15 protein-coding genes are annotated in these 21,885 nt (G+C 59.7%); 7 read left to right on the plus strand and 8 right to left on the minus strand.

Annotated features, from left to right (window positions below; genetic code table 11):
- Positions 1-22: 22 nt before the first annotated feature.
- Entirely contained in the window at positions 23-1,453 is a 1,431-nt protein-coding gene (gene cls / locus BW950_RS08815; protein ID WP_076488925.1) for a cardiolipin synthase, read from the minus strand.
- 125 nt (positions 1,454-1,578) lie between these two features.
- On the opposite strand from cls, the gene BW950_RS08820 reads away from it, so the two are divergent.
- Both BW950_RS08820 and BW950_RS08825 read left to right on the plus strand, forming a co-directional pair.
- On the plus strand, positions 1,579-2,826 hold the full coding sequence (locus BW950_RS08820) for a GGDEF domain-containing protein (RefSeq protein WP_076488926.1): 1,248 nt from the start codon (positions 1,579-1,581) through the stop codon (positions 2,824-2,826).
- Positions 2,826-3,830, plus strand: coding sequence for a calcium/sodium antiporter (locus BW950_RS08825; protein ID WP_076488927.1), 1,005 nt, complete (start codon positions 2,826-2,828; stop codon positions 3,828-3,830). The genes BW950_RS08820 and BW950_RS08825 overlap by 1 nt, the downstream gene beginning before the upstream one ends.
- On the opposite strand, the gene BW950_RS08830 is transcribed toward BW950_RS08825, so the two are convergent.
- The 3 genes from BW950_RS08830 to BW950_RS08840 are packed head-to-tail and all read right to left on the minus strand — an operon-like array spanning position 3,813 to position 8,068.
- On the minus strand, positions 3,813-5,873 hold the full coding sequence (locus BW950_RS08830; RefSeq protein WP_159438767.1) for a bacteriohemerythrin: 2,061 nt from the start codon (positions 5,871-5,873) through the stop codon (positions 3,813-3,815). The genes BW950_RS08825 and BW950_RS08830 overlap by 18 nt on opposite strands.
- Positions 5,874-5,916: 43 nt before the next feature.
- Positions 5,917-6,837, minus strand: a complete 921-nt coding sequence (locus tag BW950_RS08835) for a DUF1028 domain-containing protein (RefSeq protein ID WP_076488971.1) — start codon at positions 6,835-6,837, stop codon at positions 5,917-5,919.
- Between the two features lie 13 nt (positions 6,838-6,850).
- On the minus strand, positions 6,851-8,068 hold the full coding sequence (locus BW950_RS08840; RefSeq protein ID WP_234969071.1) for a DNA adenine methylase: 1,218 nt from the start codon (positions 8,066-8,068) through the stop codon (positions 6,851-6,853).
- Between BW950_RS08840 and BW950_RS08845 the strand changes: the two genes are divergently transcribed.
- Together BW950_RS08845 and BW950_RS08850 are read left to right on the plus strand one after the other, a co-directional pair.
- Positions 8,057-9,841 carry an ABC transporter ATP-binding protein gene (locus BW950_RS08845; protein ID WP_143559184.1) on the plus strand — a complete coding sequence of 595 codons (1,785 nt, stop codon included), beginning with the start codon at positions 8,057-8,059 and terminating at the stop codon, positions 9,839-9,841. The two genes, BW950_RS08840 and BW950_RS08845, sit on opposite strands and share 12 nt — an antisense overlap.
- 3 nt (positions 9,842-9,844) lie before the next feature.
- Positions 9,845-11,635 carry an ABC transporter ATP-binding protein gene (locus tag BW950_RS08850; protein WP_076488929.1) on the plus strand — a complete coding sequence of 597 codons (1,791 nt, stop codon included), beginning with the start codon at positions 9,845-9,847 and terminating at the stop codon, positions 11,633-11,635.
- A 16-nt stretch (positions 11,636-11,651) separates the two neighbouring features.
- Here the strand turns inward: BW950_RS08850 and BW950_RS08855 are convergent, their stop codons facing one another.
- The 3 genes from BW950_RS08855 to BW950_RS08865 all read right to left on the minus strand — a co-directional run bounded on the left by BW950_RS08855 (position 11,652) and on the right by BW950_RS08865 (position 16,993).
- Positions 11,652-13,661, minus strand: a complete 2,010-nt coding sequence (locus BW950_RS08855) for a putative bifunctional diguanylate cyclase/phosphodiesterase (protein ID WP_076488930.1) — start codon at positions 13,659-13,661, stop codon at positions 11,652-11,654.
- A gap of 106 nt (positions 13,662-13,767) precedes the next feature.
- Positions 13,768-15,390: an ABC transporter substrate-binding protein gene (locus BW950_RS08860; protein ID WP_143559185.1), complete on the minus strand. Its 1,623-nt coding sequence runs from the start codon at positions 15,388-15,390 to the stop codon at positions 13,768-13,770.
- 10 nt (positions 15,391-15,400) lie between these two features.
- Positions 15,401-16,993, minus strand: a complete 1,593-nt coding sequence (locus tag BW950_RS08865; protein WP_076488931.1) for an AMP-binding protein — start codon at positions 16,991-16,993, stop codon at positions 15,401-15,403.
- Positions 16,994-17,057: 64 nt separating this feature from the next.
- Between BW950_RS08865 and BW950_RS08870 the strand changes: the two genes are divergently transcribed.
- The 3 genes from BW950_RS08870 (at position 17,058) to BW950_RS08880 (ending at position 19,712) form a co-directional block, all read left to right on the plus strand.
- A complete protein-coding gene (locus tag BW950_RS08870; RefSeq protein WP_076488932.1) occupies positions 17,058-18,074 on the plus strand; it encodes a Gfo/Idh/MocA family protein in 1,017 nt (338 codons plus the stop codon).
- A complete protein-coding gene (locus BW950_RS08875; RefSeq protein WP_076488933.1) occupies positions 18,071-19,375 on the plus strand; it encodes an EAL domain-containing protein in 1,305 nt (434 codons plus the stop codon). Before BW950_RS08870 ends, BW950_RS08875 begins: the two co-directional genes overlap by 4 nt.
- Positions 19,376-19,436: 61 nt before the next feature.
- A complete protein-coding gene (locus BW950_RS08880) occupies positions 19,437-19,712 on the plus strand; it encodes a peptidylprolyl isomerase (RefSeq protein ID WP_076488934.1) in 276 nt (91 codons plus the stop codon).
- A 134-nt stretch (positions 19,713-19,846) separates the two neighbouring features.
- Here the strand turns inward: BW950_RS08880 and BW950_RS08885 are convergent, their stop codons facing one another.
- Positions 19,847-21,727 carry a DUF4914 family protein gene (locus BW950_RS08885; RefSeq protein ID WP_076488935.1) on the minus strand — a complete coding sequence of 627 codons (1,881 nt, stop codon included), beginning with the start codon at positions 21,725-21,727 and terminating at the stop codon, positions 19,847-19,849.
- Between the last annotated feature and the right edge of the window lie 158 nt (positions 21,728-21,885).

The following is a 21,885-nucleotide window of genomic DNA, read 5'->3' on the forward strand; positions in this document are numbered from 1 at the left end:
GAACTCACTGGATCGGTGGAACTCACTGGATCGGTGCAAACAGATAGGACACCCGCGACGCCAGGCGGAGCCGGAGGGGCATTTTGCTCACGTCCTCGGGGATCATCTCGCGAGATCGGGAAAAATCAGCCAGAAGCATCCCCCGGACCCGGCCGGCAAAACGCTTGCCCAGCACAATGGCGGTAATCTCGAAGTTCAACCGGAAGGACCGGTTATCGAGATTCACCGTGCCGATTCCCACCACCTGATCGTCCACGAGAAAGACCTTCTGGTGAAGAAACCCCGGCAGGTAGCGGTAGACCCGAACACCCGCCTCGAGCATGGGCCCCAGAAAAGCAAAGGCCGAAAAAAATACCAGCATATGATCGGGGCGGTCAGGAATAAGAATCCGGACATCCACGCCCCGCAACACAGCCAGCTTCAGCGCATCCTGGACGCCCTCGTCGGGAACAAAGTAGGGGCTGGCGATCCAGAGCACCCGCTGAGCCGAGTGGATTGCGTGCTGCACCATGAGCCCCGCCGTGGGAAACTCGTCGGCCGGGCCCGAGGGGACCACCAGGACGTTGTGTCCCTGGGGATAGGTACGCTCCATCACCGTCCCCCACTCCAGCTCCAGATGCTCTCCCGTAGCCCAGTGCCAGTCCTCGACAAAGGGTAGCTGCAGCCCTACCACGGCCGGTCCGGCGATCTCCAGGTGTGTATCCCTCCAGGGACCAAACCGGGGGTCCCTGCCGAGGTATTCGTCGCCTACGTTGAGACCGCCCACATACCCCACATGGCCGTCCACCACCAAAACCTTCCGGTGATTCCGGAAGTTGATCTGGAAGCGGTTTCTTTTGCCCCGGGTAGAGGAGAAGGTTGTTACCCGAACGCCTCCTTCCCGGAGATCCCGCAGATACCGGCCCGGCAGTTTGTAGGAACCGATCTCGTCGTAGAGAAAAAAGACCTTGACTCCGGCAGCGGCACGATCAAGCAGAAGGTTCTTCAACTCCTGCCCGATCCTGTCGGCCCGGACGATATAAAACTGCACCAGCACGTAACGTTCGGCCCGGCGAATAGCCTCAAACATTCGGCAGAATCCTTCCTCACCGTTCTCAAGCAGCTCCACGGCATTACCACCCGTAAAGGGGAGTTCAGCAATTCTCTCAACTGCCAGGATTCTTCCTCCCAGGGTATCGTGCTGGTAGCGCCGGGACTTGAGCAGGGTCAGGAGTGCCATAAGACGATCCTGATGGTCGCGAAACTGGTGATCCACCGCCTTTCGGGAATCCACATACCCCTTGAAGCGGGAGCGTCCGAAAATCCAGTAGAGGGGAACCGCCAGATAGGGAAAGGTGTTTAACGAGACGATCCAGGCGATTGCTCCCTGGGAGGTGCGCGCCGTAAGAAGGGCCGAGATTGAAGAGAGAACGCCCAGAATCTGGGCAAGAGCCACAACCAGAGCAAGAATCATGGCTCTATGGTGACGCCACAGCCCCCTCCGGTCAAGCCGATAAGGAGGCCCCCGTCAGAAATTTGAGAGGCCTTCACTCTTTAGTCGAATCCATACTATCCTTGAGACCTTTTCAAGGGGGACCTGTGAAAGAAAAGCCCCAGCCTGCACCCTGCAGATCACCTCTCTCGCTCCGCCCTCCGGGGCGTCTTGCGGGAGCGGTTTTTCTTCTGGGTGGCACCGCCCTTCTTGCGGCAGCCACCCTTCTTGCGGCAGCCACCGCCGTGTACGGCAACGCTTCTTTCACCCGGAGTTGCTGGGGCCTCCTGCTCCTGAGTGCTCCGCTCCTGGCCGGGTTTCATCACCTCCTGCTCTTTCAGCTCCGCCAGGACAAACAGGAGCACCTCCTCTTCGCCTCGTTTGCCCTGACAATCCTGCTACACCTTCTGGCCCCGGTCTCGGGAGAACCCCCTCTCCTCCCGACAGCGCTGAGACTGGCCCTTGTGGCCGGGTTCTACGGAAGCGCCCTGGCGAGTATCCTGGGGGGGGCATGGTTCCTGGTCCGCCGCCTCCAGTGGGGCGATACCGACAAGAGCACCTGGATAACAGCACTTGCCCTGGGAAGCCTCGTTCTGATTCTGGGAGGCGGCCCCGCCTTCACCGGAGCCGATCCTGGCGTGCTCTCCCTGGCGGGGATGACAGGGTTCCTGGCGAGTCACGGCCTTTCATCGGCCTTGGCGGTCAGAGGCATCCAGAGAGACCTGGGAAAGCTCCGCCGAGGGCTCGAGTCCCAGGCCCGGGAAAAGGATCATCTCTTTGTTCTGGCCGGACGAGACGAGCTGACAGAACTGCATAACCGCCGTCGGGGGAACGAGGCGCTGACCCACGAGATACACCGTTACCTCCGCTATCAGACATCCCTGGCGATCGTTGTGATCGATCTGGATCACTTCAAGCGGATCAATGACACCTGGGGTCACCAGGTAGGGGACGAGGTTCTTTGCGGCTTTGCCGACGTTCTTCGTGCCAATACCCGCCGATCGGATATCCTCTGCCGCTGGGGCGGTGAGGAGTTTCTCATCCTCCTCCCTGATACCCCTCCTGCAGCAGCCGTGAACCTGGCGGAAAAACTTCGGGCCGCCACAGCCGAGACACCCCTGGAGACCCGTGCAGGCTCCCTCAAGATCACCCTTAGCGCAGGCGTGGCGGGGCTCCTGGCTCAACCCCGTTCGGGAACCACGGAGATGCCCCTTCGTCCCGGCGACGCGGCGCTCATTGCCGATGCACTTCTGCGCGACGCCGATGGAGCCCTCTACCTGGCAAAGGAAGAGGGCCGAAACCGGGTCTGCCTCCCCCGGACTTCTCCCCAGGGGGCTGTTTTATCGCCCCTGTAATGTACCCTCTGGTACTGGCCCTGGCCTTTGGCCCCCTTCTCGGGGGGGCCGAGCTGGTCGTGCGCGGCGCCGAGGGGATCGCCCGGGGGCTGGGGATACCGCCCCTGGTGGTGGGCCTCACAATTCTTGCCTTTGGAACGTCGGCACCGGAACTGGTGATAAACCTCTCGGCCGCCCTCACGGGAAGCTCCCAAATCGCCCTGGGGAATATCCTGGGGAGCAATATCTTCAATATTGCCGGCCTCCTGGGCGTGCTCGCTCTCTGCCGGAATCTTCCCGTAGGGCGATCCACCACCTGGGCCGAGATCCCCCTGGCGATCGTCTCGGCCTTATTGCTCCTGATCGTCACCGCCGACGGCATCATTCGCCGTGGCGAGGGGGTGGTCTTGCTGCTGCTCTTCGGGGGGTTTCTTGTCTACGTGGGGATTCTTTCCCGGCGATCCCGGGAACCTCTTCTGGAGGGGCAACACTCCATCTCTGATCCGGAGAGCTCCTGCCCCCGAGAGAAAACCTCCTGGCTGGGGGCCACCCTGATTCTGGCGGGGGGGTTGACTCTTCTGACAGTCGGTGGCCGGGGAGTGGTCCTGGGAGCAACCGGGACAGCCCGCCTGATGGGTCTCCCCGAATACATCATCGCTGCCTCGATTGTAGCAATCGGCACCTCTCTGCCCGAACTTGCCACGGGAATAGCAGCTCTTCGCCGAGGGGTCCCAGATTTGGCGATCGGCAACGCCGTGGGATCCAATATCTTCAACGTCCTTCTGGTAATCGGCGCCACCGCTCTGGTGACACCCGTTGAAGCGGTACCTCGTCCCCTGGACCACGGGGTCCATCTTCTCTCGACGGGCCTGCTTTTCCTGTTCGTCTTTACGGGAAGGAAAAGCACCGGCCACAGCGGCGCCAGCCCCGGAAAAGGGGCTCTCGGCCAGATAGAGCGCCCGGAAGGGGCGATCCTCCTGGGGCTCTACCTGATCTACGGAATCGCCTTATTTCTCACGGCCTGAATCGCGCAAAAACCCCACCACATCCTTGTCGGCAAGGAACGCACTATACAGCTTGTCGCACTTTTTGATGTGGTTTGTGATCCAGTCCCGCAGGAACTCCATCACCTCGACCGCCACCAGGGGTTTCCCCTTCTCGAGATCAGCCCGGAGCTCTTTTACCCGAGACACCAGGAGGGCATGCTCTTCCTTGTGCTTCGCACACTGCGGGTATGCGAAGTGCTCCAGAGCTGCCTCTTCGGCGGAAAAATGATACCCCGCGTACTCAATCAGTTCATCAAAAACAGCGCGGAGCACCGTCTCGCCGGCTCCGTCTTGGAGGGCCTTATAGAGCTTGTTAATCAGGGAAAAAAGCTTTTTATGATGGTTGTCAAAGGTTTGCACCTGGACAGCCACGGCGGGAGTCCACTCTACCGCTGAGGACGTATAGGTCGAAGTGAGAATCTCCGTTATCACGTGGGAAGCAGCCAGAAGCTCCTGAAAGGAAGCTTCCCGTTCCGACGGATCGAGGGAATCATCGGGGCGCACCAGCTCGGCCACGAGTCCGTGCAACCGGCGATGGGTCTCATCGAGGCGCTGAAACGTTTTGGGAGAAGTAATTGCTGTTTTGCCGTCCCGGGCCAGCCACTTGCCAAGCTCGCAGGCGGTGTGATCGCGCAACTCCTCAGGGGCAATCGAGATACGCCCGTCCAGAACCATCCTGACCCGGGCAACCCAGGACATATGCTTCAGCATGATCGACGCCATCTGCAAACGCTTGCGTGCTTCAGCCTCAACCTGATCAGCCCCCGTTTGATATCCCTGAAGCACCTGAATCAGGTTGTCGATCTGGCTGTTGTTATCCATGCTGAGAGCAGAGATTCGTTCCGTCGATTCCGTAACATCCGTGGAGGCCTCCCCCACTTCGTTGATCATCACCACCGTATCCTGGGCGGCCGACCGGGTATCGGTGATCACCCGGGTAACCTCCCGGGCGCCCACACGCATTTCCTCGGCGCTCGAAGATATTTCCCGGGAAATCGTCTGGAGAGATTCTGCCGCCGAGATAACCTCCCTGGTCCCTGTGGACAGCTCCGCAGTAGCCGCTCCGATCTCCCGGAAAGCCAGGGAGACCTCCCGGGCCTCGCTGTCGATCCGTCCGAAGGAGCTGTCGATCGCTGTCCCGGCACTCTGGGCGTCTTCTATTTTTTTTCCCAGGGTCGCCAGATTATCCGAGATGTGACGGGCGTTTGCAGCAGTCCCCTCGGCGAGTTTGCGGATCTCTGCTGCAACAACGGCAAAACCCCGGCCCGAGGAACCGGCGTGGGCAGCCTCAATGGCGGCGTTCATGGCAAGGAGGTTTGTCCTGGCAGCGATATCGTTGATCACGTCGATCATCTGGTGGACCGCCCCCACCCGCTCCACCACCTCGCCGATGATCGTTCCCGTGGTCGTCACAGCCCGGCGCCCCTCCTCGGTGGTATCCAGGAGCTGGTCGGCGGCTTCCCGTTTTTTTTCAGCCACCTGGGCCACGCTTTCGATCGAGGAAGACATCTCGGTCACAGCCGAGACGCTCTGCTCCACGGCAGCGCGCTGATCTCCGATTCGCCGGGCAAGGCTCTCCACAGAGGCCTGGATCTCCTCAACTGCCGCAGCACCCTCCTCAACTTGCCGGGACAGGCGAAGGACCCGGGCCTTTCCATCGGAACTGCGGGAGGATATCCGCGCCGTGGCAGCCAGGGTGTCTCCCACCTGGAACGCCAGTTTCCGCCCTGCGCCCTCGCTGGCCAGGGCAGATTCAGCAACCCGGGAAACTACATCGGCAAGCTCCCCCTGCCCGCCCTGATCAACGGCCTGGCCAAGACTCACCATAAGCTGCCTGAAGCGGAACGCCCAGCCGCCCAGCACGATCACCCCCAGGGGGAAGACGCTTCGGCGAAGGAACAAACCAGCCCCCGAAAGATCGGAGAGCAGCACCAGAAGCAACAGCACCAGAACCGCTGCAGAACCAGCCATGTGCAAACGGCCTGCGGCACGAACCGCTCCGTTTCCTGCATTACTTTTCATACCAAACTCCCTTGTTGACTGTTCTTTGTTTACTGTTCCAGGTTTACTGTTCCAGAAGCGTCGCCCAGCCCGCCGCATCCAGTCCTATCAGACCGGTGACAGCAAGCCGTCCTGCCAGCTCAATCCAGCGGGGATCATCCCGCCCCAAATCCTGCAAGGCCCTGCGCCCGGCCGGGATATCACCCGCTGCGGCCCTGCTCAAGGCCTCCCAGAATTGCAGCTCCCGGTTATCCGGGGCTTTTCGTCGAGCCTCTGCGTAGGCTGTTTCGGCACCGGCCATATCTCCCCGGGCCAGGGCATCATCACCCTTTTCGGCGGCAGCGTAGGCCCCGTGGAGGCTAATCAGCCGATTCAGCTCCTCCAGAGGCTCCCGGGAATCCTCCACGCGAAGATCCAGGATCGTTCCCTCCCGAACCGAAGCAACCCGATCCAGGGAAACGACCACCATCGCTGCCGACTGGCGTCCTCGCAGGTCTCCTCCTGCAAGCTCCGCCGCCTGAAGGGCCGCAAACATCCGTTCTGCCAGGGCACCCCGGGACTCCCTGTAGGCCCGGGCCATCGCCTCGGGCACCCCGGGCCGGTCCATCATATTCGCCTGAACCGAGAGGAAGGGCTCCCGCAGGTGCCCCGCCCGGGCGATACAACACTCTCCGGTGTGGGAAGCGCTTTCTCCCGAAGGAGAAATCACCGCCACCTGACGCACCTGGGGGTGCTCGTCGCCCACCAGGAGCATGGCCAACACCGCCGGAGGAGCAAGCCCCCGCTCAAGCAGGGCCAGCCCCAGAGGGCCAAAATCAGCATTTACCACGGACTGGGTGACCACCACCCCCACTCCGGGCCGTGCCCAGGGAACCACGGAACCCACAGAAAAATAGTGGGACTGAACGGCGGCCCCCATGGTTCGCGTTTCCCGATCGACCGCTACAATCGAGTAGGTAGCTGCAAGTTTCTTCGTGTAAGCCATCAGAAGGAGAGTATCACCCGCAACCCCCACCACAGGCAAGGTCTTTCGTGTTCAAACCACGAACCATCCCTCGGGACGGGCAATCGGGAAGGCTGGAACGGCAATCCAGAAGAAAGAGAAACTCCTTGACCCTGCCTGGTCGGCTGCGAAGATTGCGGCTTCCCCGAAAGACCGCATAGGGCGTCTCGAAGAGGTCCACCGATCCCAGTTCCTGAAGCACCCCGAGAATATCCTCTCGCGAAAGAAAGCCCTCGCTATTGAAAGAGACCAGGATAAAGCGTGTTCTCAGAGACCGGAGAAGTTCCTCGAAAGCCCCGGCAACCCTGCGCCGGCTATTGTAGTCCGAACGGTTCCAGTCGGGAGGTATCCCCGAGACGGGACTCACCTCCCGGGGCTCCTGGTACCGGGCAATCAGATTCAGCATGAAATAGTTCGAACCATAGGGATGCTGATTGTAGGGAGGGTCCAGATAGACCAGATCAAGAACATCCTCCTGCGCCAGACGTGGAGCAAGGTCGTTTGCATCTTCACGAAACACACTCCAGGATCCTTCCCAGGGAGAAAAGCAGGGATACCGCAGCTGAATATCCCCCCGGATTCGCGTCAAGGCGTCCTCGCCTGCTCCCCCGAACCGCCCCAGGCCGGTTCGTTTGTCCTTGTAGAAGCCCTTGAAGACTCCGGCTGTATTTGCGTGAACCGAGGCGGCCGCCAGGAGGGGGCCCAGGAAAAAGGGCTGGAGCTCTTTCTCGAGGCCCTCAATGTAATACCGGGCCGTATCGAGAAAACAGGCGTTGCGGCGCGTGTAAAACACCCGCTCACCGGCCCGAATATTCTCGTCGTCCGCAGGAGCGTAGTTCCGGGCGATGAACCCTTCCCTCAGCAAGCCCCTTCGCTCGTCTGCCGCGAGCTGGCTCGTCAGCTCGCGATACCGTTCGTTCAGGAGGCTCTCGTCGAGATCGCTCCTGTTCGTCAGGTAGCACCGGTTGATGACTTCGCTGTAATGCTCCAGATCGTTGGCGATCAGACGATGACAGACCTTCTTGAGATACCGGGCCACGATCCCCGACCCGGAAAAAAGATCAGCTCCGGCCAGAGAGGGGCGGCCAAGGCGGCAGAGGATCTCCTGTACCGCTTGATCTATGAGGGGAAGCAAGGCCCGTTTGTTGCCGATGCAGGTTATCACTTGATCCCGTAGAAACGGTTCATCCCGCAGAAACGGTTGGGACACCATAGCGATCCAGCCTATACTACGGCGATGGACCATGACAACGCACTGCGATCAACCCTGAAAATCCTCTGGCCCTTTCTCCGTCCCTACCGGGCCCACCTGGCGGCGGCCTTCGGAGCGATGATTCTGGTGGACGGCTTTGCCTATATCGTGCCCGCAATCATCGCCTATGCCACAGATCATATCTATCCTTCCCTGCAGGAGCCGGGAATGCTCCGACGCCTGACAGCGCTCTCGGGAGGCCTCCTTGCTATCGCCATCCTGCGGGGAATAGCGGTTCATCTGATGATCCGAACCTTCTGGTTCACCGCCGAGGCGGTGGTGCGGGATCTGCGAAACAGCCTCTACGAAAAGCTCCAGCACCTGGAAACAGCCTTCTACGATCAGGCCCGAACAGGCGACCTCATGTCTCGGGCAACCTGGGACATTCAGCTTATCCGGAACTTCATCGCCTTCGGCCTCGAGCATCGCCTGCGCATAACTCTGATCTCGGCAACAATCTTCGCTCTCATGCTTCTGCAGGACTGGCGCCTTGCCCTGGCGGTCTACACGGCGATTCCTCTTTTCATCGCGGCGATCATTCACTACAGCCGAAAGATGCGCTCCGCCGGAGCAGCCCAGCAACGCGAGATGGGACGCCTGAACACACACATTCAGGAAAACATCACAGGAATACGGATCGTAAAGGCCTTTGCCCTGGAAGAAGAGGAAATAAAACGCTTTGACCGGCAAAACAAGCGAATGCTCCAACGGGATCTGGAGGCTTCCCTTCTCCAGGCGTACCTGAACCCGATCCTCCTGATCACCGACGGCGCGGGAGCCCTGATCGTGCTGGCCCTGGGAGGGTTCCGGGTCATCTCCGGCGATATGTCCCTGGGAACACTTCTGGCCTTTATTACCTATCTCTCGGTCATGGCCTTTCCCTTGCGGATTCTGGCCTTCAACACCGCTCTGGTAAATCAGGCCGCCAGCGCGGCCCACCGGGTCCGGCAAATCCTGACAAGCCCCGACCAGCACCAGCGGAACACCGGGCAATGCCGCACTCCCATCAGGGGAGCCATATCGTTCCAGGGCGTGGGATTTCACTACCATCCCGATACGCCCGTGCTCAAGGATGTCTCTTTCGAGATCGATCCGGGGGAACGAGTGGCCCTCTTCGGCCTCACCGGAGCAGGGAAAAGCACGCTTATATCCCTGATTCCCCGGTTCTACCCACCCACGGCAGGATCGATCCTGATCGACGGGGAGAACATCGAGAACTGGGATCTCCCCTACCTGCGGTCCCGGATCGGAACGGTCCTGCAGGAAACCTTTCTCTTCTCCGCCACCATACGGGACAATATCGCCTTTGCCCGCCCCGATGCATCGGATCAGGAGATTCAGCAAGTGGCCCGCTACGCCCAGATCCATGATTTTATCATGACTCTTCCCCAGGGATACCACACCACCGTGGGAGAGTACGGAACGGGGCTCTCGGGCGGACAGCGGCAGCGGATCGCCATCGCCCGGACGCTCCTCCAGGATCCCCAGATCCTCATCCTGGATGATTCCACCTCCAGCCTTGATGCGGTCACAGAACGACGTATCCAGCAACAGCTTCACACCCTCATGGCAGGGCGCACCACAATCATTATTGCCCAACGGGTTAGTTCCCTGGCCCTGGCAGACCGAATCATCGTGCTGGACAAGGGAACAGTTCAGGCCATGGACTCCCACGAGGTTTTGCTGGAGCAGAACAGCCTCTACCGGACAATCTACGAGAAACAGGAGGTCTGAGACATGCTGAACAAAGGGAGCACCCGCCAGATCCCGTTGCCCCGGGAGGAAGTTTCCCGGGGTTTTGACTGGACCATCCTGAGACGTCTCCTGGGATACCTGAGAGGCTATACCCGCAGCCTGGTGCTGATGTACACCCTGGCGATCATCGCCGTGGGATGCACCGTGACGATCCCTCTTCTCCTGCAAATCGGTATCGACCGTTATATTGTCCCGGGAGACCTCCGGGGCCTGGCAAAACTTCTGACTTTTCTGGCAGCACTTCTGGCGGTTCTCTACTGGAGCAACCGCTACCAGGGAATACTCATGATGAAAATCGGCTACGGCCTGCTTTCATCGCTCAGAAAAGATCTGGTTACAGGCCTCCAGTATCTCTCCTTCCGCTTTTACGACACCCACCAGGCAGGACAGATCATGAGCCGCGTCACCAACGATATCCAGGTCCTGGAAGAGCTCCTCCGGGCCGGCCTCGATACGGTGGTGGTTGATGTCCTCACCCTGGTCGGTTTGATCGCCGCCATGATGATCCTCGATCTTCGGCTGAGCCTGGTTCTGGTGATCACCCTTCCCCTGTTCTGCCTTCTGGTCTTTGGCCTTCAGGAGCAACTGATCAAACGGGGACGCCGAATCCAGCACACTCTCTCGGTCGTGAACGCCTTCCTGAACGAATCCATCTCGGGAATCAAGGTCATCCGCACCTTTGCCAGGGAAGACGAGAACATCAGAAACTTTGCCCGGATCAATCAGGAATATTACGAAGAAGCACGAACCTTCTACCCCCTGAACGCCCTCTTCTGGCAGAGCGTGGTCACCCTGGGCCTCACCGGAACAGCGCTGGTTCTTCTGGGCGGGGGAATACTTCTTCACCGCGAGGCAATCTCTCTGGGCGTAATTGCAGCTTTTCTGGTCTACATTAACCGGTTCTTCCAGCCACTCCAGAAAATCAGCAATATGCTGAACCAGATGAGCCGGGCCATGGCATCGGCCGAGCGAATCTTTTCGCTTATGGACGAGACCCTCCAGGTCTCAGACGAGGATCTTTCCGAAGATTTTTCCCCCTCCCGTTCCATCCGGGGCGAGGTATCTTTCCGGAATGTCTGGTTTGCCTACGAGGGGGAAGACTACGTTGTCCAGGATATCTCCTTTACCGCCCGGCCCGGAGAGACCCTGGCCGTGGTGGGTGCCACCGGTGCGGGGAAAAGCACCATCATGAACCTCCTGTGCCGCTTCTACGATCCGCTTCGGGGAAGCGTTCTGGTGGATCACCAGGATCTGAGAACCCTTCCCCAGCAGTGGTTCCGCTCCCGAATAGCTCTGGTCATGCAAGACGCCGGAATTTTTTCGGGGACCATCGCCGAAAACGTTCGGTTCGGAGAACCCCGTGCCCCGGAAGAGCGAATCCATCAGGTTTTTCAGGATATGGGAGTCCAGGAGATGATCCAGTCTTTACCCGAGGGAATCCACACCCAGGTGGGAGAACGGGGAAACAACCTCTCCATCGGCCAGCGTCAGATTGTTGCCTTTGCAAGGGCCCTTATCAGGGACCCCACGGTGCTGATTCTGGACGAGGCCGGCGCCTACCTGGATATCCGAACCGAACAACTTGTCCACAAAGCCCTGGAACGGCTCCGCCGGGGCAGGACCACCTTTGTCATAGCCCACCGCCTGGCGACGATCCGCACAGCCGATCGGATTCTGGTGATGCATCAGGGAAAGATCGTCGAGGAAGGCACCCACCAAGAGCTTGCAGCACAAAACGGACGCTACGCCTGCCTCCTGCGGCACCAGAGGTAACGTCCGGCAAATATCCTCAGGACGATGTCTCTTCCGATAGCGGGGGAGCAGACCGATCCCGATTGGCAGACCGATCAGGAGTGAAGGACAGATCCAGCGCAGGAGCCTGGCCAGGCCGCCGGAGCAGCTGACCAGGTTCGGGGCAGAGGATCTCCGGCCGGGCGTAATGGAACCCCTGGGCGATGGTACAAAAGGTCTCCTTCAGCTTGTCCGCCTGCTCCTGCGTCTCCACGCCTTCGGCCACGATGGTAAGGCCATAGAGGGTCGCCACGGAACAAATCAGATGGAAAAGCTTGAAGCTTTTCTCGTCGTTGCAGATATGCTCCACAAAGGAGCGGTCAATCTTCAGCTCGGTGAACGCCAGGGAATGGATACAGTAGAGCGAGGAGAAGCCCGTCCCGAAATCGTCAAGGGAGACTCCCACACCAAAACGGGTAAGTTCGCCCAGCACCTGCTGCATCAAGGGCATATCCTCGATGAGCACATCCTCGGTGATCTCGAAGATAATCTGCGACGGGTCCACACCAGCGCGCCTTATGGCATCGATCACGTACTCGCTGAACCCGGCCATTCCAAAGAAGTGTGCCGAGGCGTTGATTGCCACGGGCGTTTTTGGGCCGTAGTGTTTTTCGATCTCGGGCATCTGATCGAGAATCATCCTGAAAATCAGGCGGCTGAAGGGTATGGTCAGGTGAGCCCTGAGGATAGCCGGAATAAAGATGTTCGGAGAAACCGATCCCAACTCGGGAGAATCCCACCGGGCCAGGGCCTCCACGCCCAGGATTTTTCCGGAGTGGACATCCACCTTGGGCTGGTAGGCGATGCGAAACTCCTCCTGCTGGATCGCCCGCTCCAGCAAGTTCTGAAGGCGCAGCGTCTCGTCGGCCCCGGCGAGCATCTCGGGAGCAAAAAAGACGAGCCCCTCCCGCAGGTGCTCCTTCGCCCAGCGCAGGGCGATGCTTGCACGGCGCCAGCAGACCTCAAGACTGTCACCGTCCCCGGGATAGGAGGAAACACCGCAGTAGTAGGCGATGCGGTGCCCGTGACGGGCCGCTGGAAAGGCCCGATCGGTGGCGGCACAAAAGCGGCTGAACTCCCGTTGCAGATCCTCCTCGTCGGCCCCCTCGATCCAGAGGGCAAACTCATCCCCTCCAATCCGTGCGTAGTACTGGGGATAGGTCTCCTCCTTTTGAAGGAGTTCTGCCACGGTGCGCAGCACCTGATCCCCCCGATCGTTTCCGAACATGGCGTTGATCACCCGGAAGGCCTTGATATCAAGCAGCACCACGAACCCCTGCACCCCTGGCCCGGAGAGCCGCTCCTGGAGATATTCCTCGAAGCGATGCCGGTTGGGCAAACCCGTGAGGGAATCGTAGAAGGCAAGACGCTCGATACGCCCCTTGGACCGGTCCAGTTCATGGATGTGCCGGAGCAATCCCGACCTGAAGGTGTTCACCGTGATCCCGCTGACGCAGGCAAAGCCGGTCATGATGATCCCGTGGAAGATCCAGGTCAGGGGGCTGTTCACCCTCATGGCGGCCTGGGGAGTGTAGGAGACAACCCCCAGAAAAACGAGGAGGGCCAGAAGGGGAAAGACCAGAAGCATTCCTCCCACGGCAACCAGGGCTGCCCGGGGCCGCACAGTGACCACCACAATCATGATCACCGAGCAGAGCAAAATGGTGCCGCTTCCCAGGAGCCCGTTAAACACAAAGGAAAGCGTGGCGATGGGAGTAACTACCAGAATGATCAGGGCAAGCTTCAGCAGGGTTCCCAGGACCTTCCGGAAGGTTAGCCCCCCGGCAAGGAGCAGAACAGCCAGGAGATCGGCCCACAACATGACAAAAGTTTGCCGATCGAGGCCGTGCAGAAAGGCCGCCAGGGCGTGGAGAATTCCCGCCAGGAGAAGAAATACAACGCCCAGGAGGAGATACAGGTTCAGGAGGGCATCAATTTGTTGTTGTATTGAGGCAGCCGGAAAATCCTGCGCCCCCCCCTTGCGGGGTTCTTTCGATAACCACGTCACAACGCCTCCGGTATCAGACTCGGATATCTTACACTATAGCGCAAGACCGACTGTTTTTCGAACATCTGCGCTTGGCTCGGGCGACTCGGTTGCCCCGGTCGACCGTTCAGTCGATCCCGGAATCGATGAAACGGGCCTGGCCGGTCCTGAGATACCCCAGGGGATGTAACGAGAGGCCCCGGATCTCCGAGCGAACCGCCTTGATCTGCCCCTGGTGGTAGAGAACAATCCAGGGTGCGTCGTCCCGGATCTCCTGGATAACCTCGGCGTAGATCTCGCGCCGGGCCAGCGGGTCCACCTCTGCCCGGCCCCGGGAAAGGAGGTCGTCCACCACAGGATTGGAGTAGAAGCCCCGATTATCCCCCCCCGGGGGGGCCTGTTCACTATGGAACTGCCGAAAAAGCCCCCAGTCTCCATCGAGGGTAATAACGTCCTGCCCCATCAGATAGGCGTCGTATCCCGCCTGGTCGGCCGGGAGCGCCGTGAGATCCAGAAGTCGGGGCCAGGGGTGGCTTTCAAGACGAAGCCGAACACCCACATCAAGGAGCATGTCCTGCACCGCTTCGGCCACCGCAACGTCCCGAGGGTATCGGCCCCGGGGATGGTAGAGCACCATATCGAACCCTTCGGGAAAGCCTGCCCGGGCCAGTAGCTGCCGGGCCCGGGACGGATCGTAGTCGTACGAGGCCACCGGAGCGTAGCCAAAGACGGCCGGAGCCAGGGGCCCGTCGGCGACGATAGCCTCCCCCTGAAGAAGCTCCAGGATACGATCCCTGTGAATGGCATGGTTCAAAGCCTGCCGAACCAGGGGTCGGTCGAGAGGGCCGCGGCGCGTGTTCAGGCCGATATAGATGGTACGGACCGTGCTCTGACGCACCACAGTGATCCCGGAGAGTGTCTCGAGGGTTTCCGCAGCCCCGGGAGGAATTTCCAGGGCCACATCAATATCGCCGTTTTCAAGAGCAGCTATTCGCGCCGAAGCCTGGGGCAGAAAGGTAAAAACGAGACGGGAAATCAGGGGAGACGGCCCCCGGTACCTTGGGTTTATCGCCAGGGTGATCTGCTCGCCCCTGGCCCAGTGGTCCACCACGTAGGGTCCGGTTCCTGCGGGCAGGGAAAGGCTCTCTCCGGGAGCCAGCTGCCGAAATTGGGAAGGGCTTACAATTCCCAGGGAAGGGTGGGCCAGGTGGGCGGGAAAGGGGGCGCAGGGACGCGCAAGCCTTATCCGCACCGTATGAGAACCGACCACCTCGATCGACTCCAGGTCTTCCAGGAGGGTCGCTCCCGCTGCACCAGTCCGGGCATCCCGGGAGCGCTCCAGATTTGCCTGAACCGCCCGGGCATCAAGGGGGGTTCCGTCGTGAAAGGTGACACCCCGGCGAATATGAAAGGTCCAGACAGTGGAATCCCGGTTACTCTCCCAGCGCTCGGCAAGACCTGGCACCAGGGACGGGGCCGTGCCTGGAAGCCCCTCCTCCAGGACAACCAGACCCTCCACCAGATGCTCCACCACAGAGATCGCCGAGGATGAGCTGGCCTTCACCGGGTCCAGCGATTCCGGCTCAGCCCTGACGGCGATCGCCAGAACATCCCGGCCGGGAACGGCCTCGGGAGCCCCGGCCCCGAAGGCGGCGGTGGCCATAGCGGCCATCACCCCCACCAGGAACACCCGCAGAAGAAGGGACCCGCCGATCACCTTCCGCGCTGCCACCCTCTTCCACACCGCCACGGCTGTACGCTCACTGATACATGTAGCGCTTGATCTTGAAGGTCGGGGTCTTTTCAAAGGGCTCCCGCTGCTCGATCATCTCGGTGAGACGGGAAAACGAGCTGAGTCGGGCGTTTACCTGACGGCGGATATCCTCCAGGTAGGCCGAGGTGTTCTCGGCGTGGCCCTTCATCTGTTCCGACATTTGCTCCGTTAGTTGTTCGTAATCCAGAAGGACCCGGGCGATAAGACGCCCGCTTCGTTCGACCACCAAAGACTCCATTACACCCTTAAACTGATTGATCAGGGATTCAATCGCTTCGGGATAAATATTTTCACCGCTGGCACCGACGATAACGGATTTTTTTCGGCCCTGAACGTAAAGCCGTCCCTGAGCGTCAAAGGTTCCCAGATCGCCCGTGCGAAACCAGCCGTCTTCGGTAAAGACCTGGGCGGTCTGTTCGGGATCGCGATAATACCCCTTCATCACGTTGGGACCGCGAACCTGGATTTCCCCATCCTGGATGCGAATTTCGACACCGGGAACATTCACGCCCGTGGAGCGGCGGGTGTTCGCGCCGGGGCTGGTTCCAGCCAGAAGCGGCGCTGTCTCGGTGAGACCGTAGCCGATCGCGTAGGGAAACCCCATGCGAAAGAGCACGTCCTCCACGTCGGCCGTCAGAGGAGCCCCTCCGATCCCGAAGAAACGAAGCTCTCCGCCAAAAGCGGCCAGAAGTTTCTTTCCTGCGGCGCGGTAGATGATCCGGTTCACACCGGGAACCATCCGGATAGCCCGTACCAGGGGCTTGTTGAGCTTGGGCATGATCCGGGCCCGGACCATCTTCTCGATGAGCAGGGGCACGGCCAGCATCAGATCGGGCCGAACTTCCTTGAGAGCGCTCATGAGAACCGTGGGAGAAGCGGGCCGATCCAGGTAGGTCACCACGCCGCCCATGGTGAAGGGCAGGATCATTCCCAGGGTGCACTCGTAGGTATGGGCCAGGGGAAGCAACGAGAGCATGCGGTCGCCGGGTTTTATCCCCCCTGCGGCAAAGCCGTTGGAACCAAAAACGTTGGAACAAATGTTGCGATGCGAGAGTTCGACACCCTTGGAGTGGCCCGTTGTCCCCGAAGTATAGATGATCGCCGCTGTGTCGGTAGCATCCAACTCCTGAGGGTACTGGTCGGGAATCGTCGCATCTCCTGCAAGAACCTGATCCATCAGGTCTTCCAGAATCAGCACTGTCAGGCCCAAGGCATCAAGGTTATCCCCGCACCGTTCCTGGTGCCGTCTGGAAATAATCAGGATGCGGCTGCCCGAGTGTTCCAGGATTCCCTGCACATCCTCCACGGTGAACTCCGTGAGAATGGGCACCACCACGGCAGCCCAGGAGGTAATCCCGAGATACGCTGCCGGCCACCCCACCTGGCTCTCGCTCAGCAGGGCAACCCTGTCCCCTTTGGCCACCCCCAGGCGGGCCAGCTCCTGCTGAACCCCGGCGATAGCTCTTCCCATCTCCCGGTAGGTGTGACCGGTGGTCCCGGTCATCCGGAAAGCCACCAGATCTGCGTGTTGCTCCACAGACTGAGCAACAATGGCACGAATAGTTTCTGGTTGATTCATACATACAGGCTACACCCGAGACCTCGCTTTGGCAAGAAAGCAAAATTTGGGTTATGATAAAGGTATGATACATTCTGGAATTATCGGTCCGGGGCTGATATGGGAGAAGACCCACCGCAGGATACTCTCGGAACTGCACGACGAGATTCACGTTGCAGCCGTGGCAGCCCGCTCCAGGGAAAACCAGAAACGGGCCCGCCAGGCCTACCCCGATGCAACAATCTACAGCGATGCCCGGGAGCTGATCGGGGACCCCGAGGTGGAGGCGGTTATCATCCTCACTCCGATCAGTCTGAACGCCGCCTTTGCACAGGCGGCCCTGGAGGCAGGAAAACAGGTCATCGTGGAAAAACCTCTCGCACGGTCCCTGGCCGAAGCGCAGAATCTCTACCGTATCGAGGAAGAGATGCATCTCAGGGAAGGGAGCGCCGCCACGCTGATCGTCCTGGAGCAGTACCTCTATAAGGCCCTTATTCCGGAAGTCAAAACTCTTCTGAAAGAAGGCGAGATCGGCACCCCCGTCAGTTTTGAGCGGGTTCTCCACGGCAGGATTGCCGCCGACGAGGACCTGACCGGCGGCTACGGAAGCACATCCTGGCGCCAGACCCCTGATTTTCCCCTGGGCAACTTCTTTGACGGCGGCATCCACGAAGTAGCCCTCTTCCAGGAACTGTTCGGTCCTCCCCGGGAGGTCTTCGCCCGGGGACGCTCGCTCCGGCCGGATTTCGGCGAGATCGACCTGCTCACCTTTTCGGCGATCTACCCCGGGGATATCCAGGGGACCATGATCCACTCCAGTTGCCTCGGAAAACTGGGTGATCACTTCGTGATTCACGGCACCAAGGGAGCCCTGGTAGTGCGCGATAAGGAACTCCATATCCGATCCCCCCAGGACGGAACGGAATCGCTCCTTCCCTTCTCGTGGCAGTGCGAGAGCACGACCATGTGGCAGGAGATCCTCCGGAATCTCCGGGAAGGAACACCTCCCCGTTACAGTCGCCAGAAGGTCCTCAACGACCTTGCCTTTATGGAGGCCCTTGGCCGAAGTCTCTCCTCGGGTGCATCGGAGCCTCTGGCATGAATTTCTGCCTGGAGGAGCTCCTGGAGAGCCTGCAGGTGGACCGGCTCTCCGCCTACTTTCAACCGGTCGTTAACCTCCGCACCGCCCGGATCGTGGGGTGCGAGGCACTTCTGCGGCCCGTCACACGCGACGGAGCGCTTCTGGCTCCAGGAATCGTCTTTGAGAGAGCCCGCCAGATGGGCTGCCTCCTGGAACTTGAGAATTCTGCTCACAGGGTCTCCATCAAGGCCTTCGTGGAAGAAGCCTCTTCGACCAGAGAGGACCTTCTTCTTTTCCTGAACTTCTCGGCCCATCTTCTGAACCGGGGAGATATGGACCCCGAGGCGATTCTCTCCACCGTCAAAAGGGCGGGCCTTGATCCCCGCAACGTGGCCCTGGATATCGTGGAATCGTCGGTGGACACGCCAAAAGAACTGCTTGACTTTGTTACCCGCAACCGCCAGGAAGGATTCCTGATCACCCTGGACGATTTCGGGACAAAGAACTCCAACCTCGAACGGGTCGCCCTGGTGCAACCCCAGATCATCAAGATCGACCGCTCCATCGTCAAGGGCGTTCATCAGGATCCGCTAAAGCAGGCAATCCTCCGCTCTGTGGGGTATCTGGCCCAGACTATGGGGGCTCTCAGCCTTGCCGAGGGGATCGAGACGATCCAGGACCTGGCCTTCTGCGCCCGGGAGGGCGTGCAACTCGCCCAGGGGTTTCTTCTGGGGCGCCCCCGGCCGGGCATCGCCGCGCTGATCGCCCAGGGATCGGAGAAACTCCCGCCTCTGTTGGCACAGCTTCAGGAGACCCTGGCCGCAGACCTCCGGAAAGCCCGTCAGTCCGACCTGGCTATCTCGGGAGAGATAGATCACCTCCTGGAAAACCTGAAAAAAATCGGTGCGTCGCGCATGGAGCCGTATCTTGAAAAGTGGGCTCGCGCGCGGGAAACGATCGATGCCGTCTACATCACCACCGACACGGGAATCCAGATCACCGAGATGGTGACTCCCGGCAACGAAGCTGCCGAACCAGATATCACGAAGGGGAAACGCGACGGACACTCAGGAGCTTGCGCAAACGCGCCATCAAACCTCGCATCAAAACAGGGCAATCCCCTCTTCTCCCTCTGCGAGAAAGGAACCGACCACAGCAACAAGGAGTATGTCTTTGGCCTCCACGCCCTGGACCAGGACCGGTACGTGACAAAACCCTATATATCCCTGGCCACAGGAAACCTCTGCAGGACCATCACCCAGAAGTTTCGCTCCGCCCAGGGTCAGCACTGCCTGCTCTGCGTAGACCTGCGCGGCACCTGAAACACCTCAGAGGACGGCACCGTTTATTCCGAAACCCGGGGAAAAAGGCTATACTCCCCCCATGGAATGGAAAGCAAGTCATATTCTGGTAAAAGAGAAAGCTCTGGCAGAACAAATCCTGAAACGGATCAAGAGCGGAGCCCGCTTCGAGGCCCTGGCAAAGGAGCATTCAACCTGCCCCAGTAAATCAAAGGGTGGAGATCTGGGATGGTTCGGCCCGGGGAAGATGGTAAAGCCCTTCGAGGAGGCGGTGATCAAATTGCGCACCGGGAAGATCTCCGGCGTAGTACGGACGCAATTCGGCTATCACCTCATCAAAAAGACCGGCGAACGATAGCAAGACCCCGATGAAAGGCCGAAACCCCGGCCGATCGTTGCGCAGAAGCCGCTACGATCGGCCCGACGGGCTTCGAACCCTTGCAGAAGAGTTCCCGGGGAATCCCGGGAACCGAAGACACAGGGGCAGGAACTTTAGGAATTGAAAACCTTGATATAGTCCTGCAGAGTCCCGTCATTCATACAGACATCGATGATCTTTCGTCCCAGGGGATCAAGATCGTCCGTGAGGAACTGCGAGACTTCTTTCTTGAAGAAATCCGCAAGGATCTTCTGACCGGCGTCGTATCCCTTGATTCCCACCTCGGGCTGCTCGTGAACGTGGAGCAATCCTGCAGGCATGAGCTGTCCGGCAACCTTGAGCCGTTCCATGCTGTATCCCAGAAGAGGACAGCGGGACTCGATAAGCTGCTCGGGCCGGAACTTCACCGATCCCCGGCGAGCCATGTACTCCCGCAAAATCCACTCGGGCTGGAAGCCCACCTTGTAGGCACCGATATACTGGTTCGGGATAAGCACATAGGGGGTACCGGGCGTTTCCTGCGTCACTTTGAGCAGGAGATTTGCCTGGGTCACCTTTTTCCCCGTGGCAAAGGGCCAGTAGGATCCTACACCTTCGCTGGTGAGCCCCTCGGTGGTAACGATACTGGGGTTGGCGTGTCCCCGGGGAGCCACCAGGCGCCAGAGCCATGCCAGGGCCGGCGGCAGGATATGCATCATGCCGATGATACCGTAGTTGGGGTTCTTCTTGGTTGAGGGAGGCGTCCGAACACCGAAACTCCTCACGTCCACGGCAACCGGATCGTCCACCACTTTGTCGATAAAGTGACGGGGCATGATCACCCGCGGGTTGGGACAGGGCTTTCCGGGTTCGTCCTGGATATGCTCCCAAGGCAGAATGGTGGAACCGGGCTTTCCCTCGAGGTTCAGGAAGATCAGGGGCTCCGGCGGATTAATACAGAGCTTCTCAATGGCCGGCTCTTTGCCGTACTCATTGAGGTGATCCACCCGGAGAAACCACCCTGCCTCGGCATCCTCAATCATGAGGCGTCCCGTGGTGCTGGTCTGGATCGAGGGATGGGCCAGGGCCATATCATCAGTGACAGGCTCCAGCTCACACGGATCAAGGAGCTCGAAGTAGATATCATCGCCGGTTATGGTGTTGTGGGCGAGACGAATCCGGCCATCCGGTTCCCGGTGAAGCTGCTGGGTCATCTCGCTCTTTCCACCGCCGCTGGCACCTTCGTGCATGATCACGAACTCATTGTCGTAGGGGGTGACCACCCGAACGGCCGAGCTGTGGAGGGTTACCCAATCCTCTTCCTCGCCAATGCTCAGAAGGATTCCGTAGACACCCTTCTTTGCGCTGGGACCGGGATAGAGATTGTAGGCAAAAAGCTCGTGCATTCCCGGCAGACGGTTATGAACCACCACCTGCTTTCCGTCGAAGTGGGTGTGCCGGAAAGGAGGTGCCAGATAAATCACTGCCCGGGGCTCGAAGTTTTCAGGGATCTCATCGGCAGTGAAAAATCCCTGCAGGTCGGCCAGACCGGCCACGAAGAATCCCGCGTTCTCCGGAGCGATCAGGAGCGTGGGGTACCCCCGCTTCTTGTCTCCCGAGAGGAAGGGCAACACGATCAGGCGCCCCACATCCTCACGGAACCAGCGGAAGGTCTCCTGCCGGACTTCCTCGAAGGGCTGCTTGAAGCGGTTGTTCCAGTGGGGCTTGTCCGTGGGACGATCATCGGCGATGACCATCGCGTCGGGATCCCGCCGGCGCATATAGGGCTCCACGTAGTTTACGGCGGCTCCGTTTTTGCAACGGCCAACCGTGGCCTCCACGACACGCCCTTTGCCGGGAACATCGTAGGCGACCTCTACGAGGTCTTTATCAGTTTCCAGATAAGCGAGCTCCAACAGGTGGTCTCGGCTTTCCGGAAAAACCAGGTCAACACAGCAGAGCATCTCTCGGAGGTGCTCGCTTAAAACCAAGCGATCCAGTGGTGACGTTTTCATGCCCCTAGGGTACAATGTAGATGGGAAGACGTTCAAGTAAAAAAATAGTGATTTTTTTAACGTTTTTCTACCAAAGAACCGCCAAAGAAGAAAAGCAATTGACTTTTTAAGATCCCTGCATCACAATAATCCCCGAGTCAGCACACAAACACGTGCAA

It is taken from the genome of Alkalispirochaeta americana (assembly GCF_900156105.1).
GTDB lineage: Bacteria > Spirochaetota > Spirochaetia > DSM-27196 > Alkalispirochaetaceae > Alkalispirochaeta > Alkalispirochaeta americana.

Excerpts from the sequence above, each read along its gene's own strand:
- BW950_RS08830 (WP_159438767.1), bottom strand. The coding sequence starts at position 5,873 with ATGAAAAGTAATGCAGGAAACGGAGCGGTTCGTGCCGCAGGCCGTTTG.
- BW950_RS08875 (WP_076488933.1), top strand. The coding sequence starts at position 18,071 with ATGAATTTCTGCCTGGAGGAGCTCCTGGAGAGCCTGCAGGTGGACCGG.
- cls (WP_076488925.1), bottom strand. The coding sequence starts at position 1,453 with ATGATTCTTGCTCTGGTTGTGGCTCTTGCCCAGATTCTGGGCGTTCTC.
- BW950_RS08840 (WP_234969071.1), bottom strand. The coding sequence starts at position 8,068 with ATGGTGTCCCAACCGTTTCTGCGGGATGAACCGTTTCTACGGGATCAA.
- BW950_RS08850 (WP_076488929.1), top strand. The coding sequence starts at position 9,845 with ATGCTGAACAAAGGGAGCACCCGCCAGATCCCGTTGCCCCGGGAGGAA.
- BW950_RS08880 (WP_076488934.1), top strand. The coding sequence starts at position 19,437 with ATGGAATGGAAAGCAAGTCATATTCTGGTAAAAGAGAAAGCTCTGGCA.
- BW950_RS08870 (WP_076488932.1), top strand. The coding sequence starts at position 17,058 with ATGATACATTCTGGAATTATCGGTCCGGGGCTGATATGGGAGAAGACC.
- BW950_RS08835 (WP_076488971.1), bottom strand. The coding sequence starts at position 6,837 with ATGGCTTACACGAAGAAACTTGCAGCTACCTACTCGATTGTAGCGGTC.
- BW950_RS08825 (WP_076488927.1), top strand. The coding sequence starts at position 2,826 with ATGTACCCTCTGGTACTGGCCCTGGCCTTTGGCCCCCTTCTCGGGGGG.
- BW950_RS08865 (WP_076488931.1), bottom strand. The coding sequence starts at position 16,993 with ATGAATCAACCAGAAACTATTCGTGCCATTGTTGCTCAGTCTGTGGAG.
- BW950_RS08885 (WP_076488935.1), bottom strand. The coding sequence starts at position 21,727 with ATGAAAACGTCACCACTGGATCGCTTGGTTTTAAGCGAGCACCTCCGA.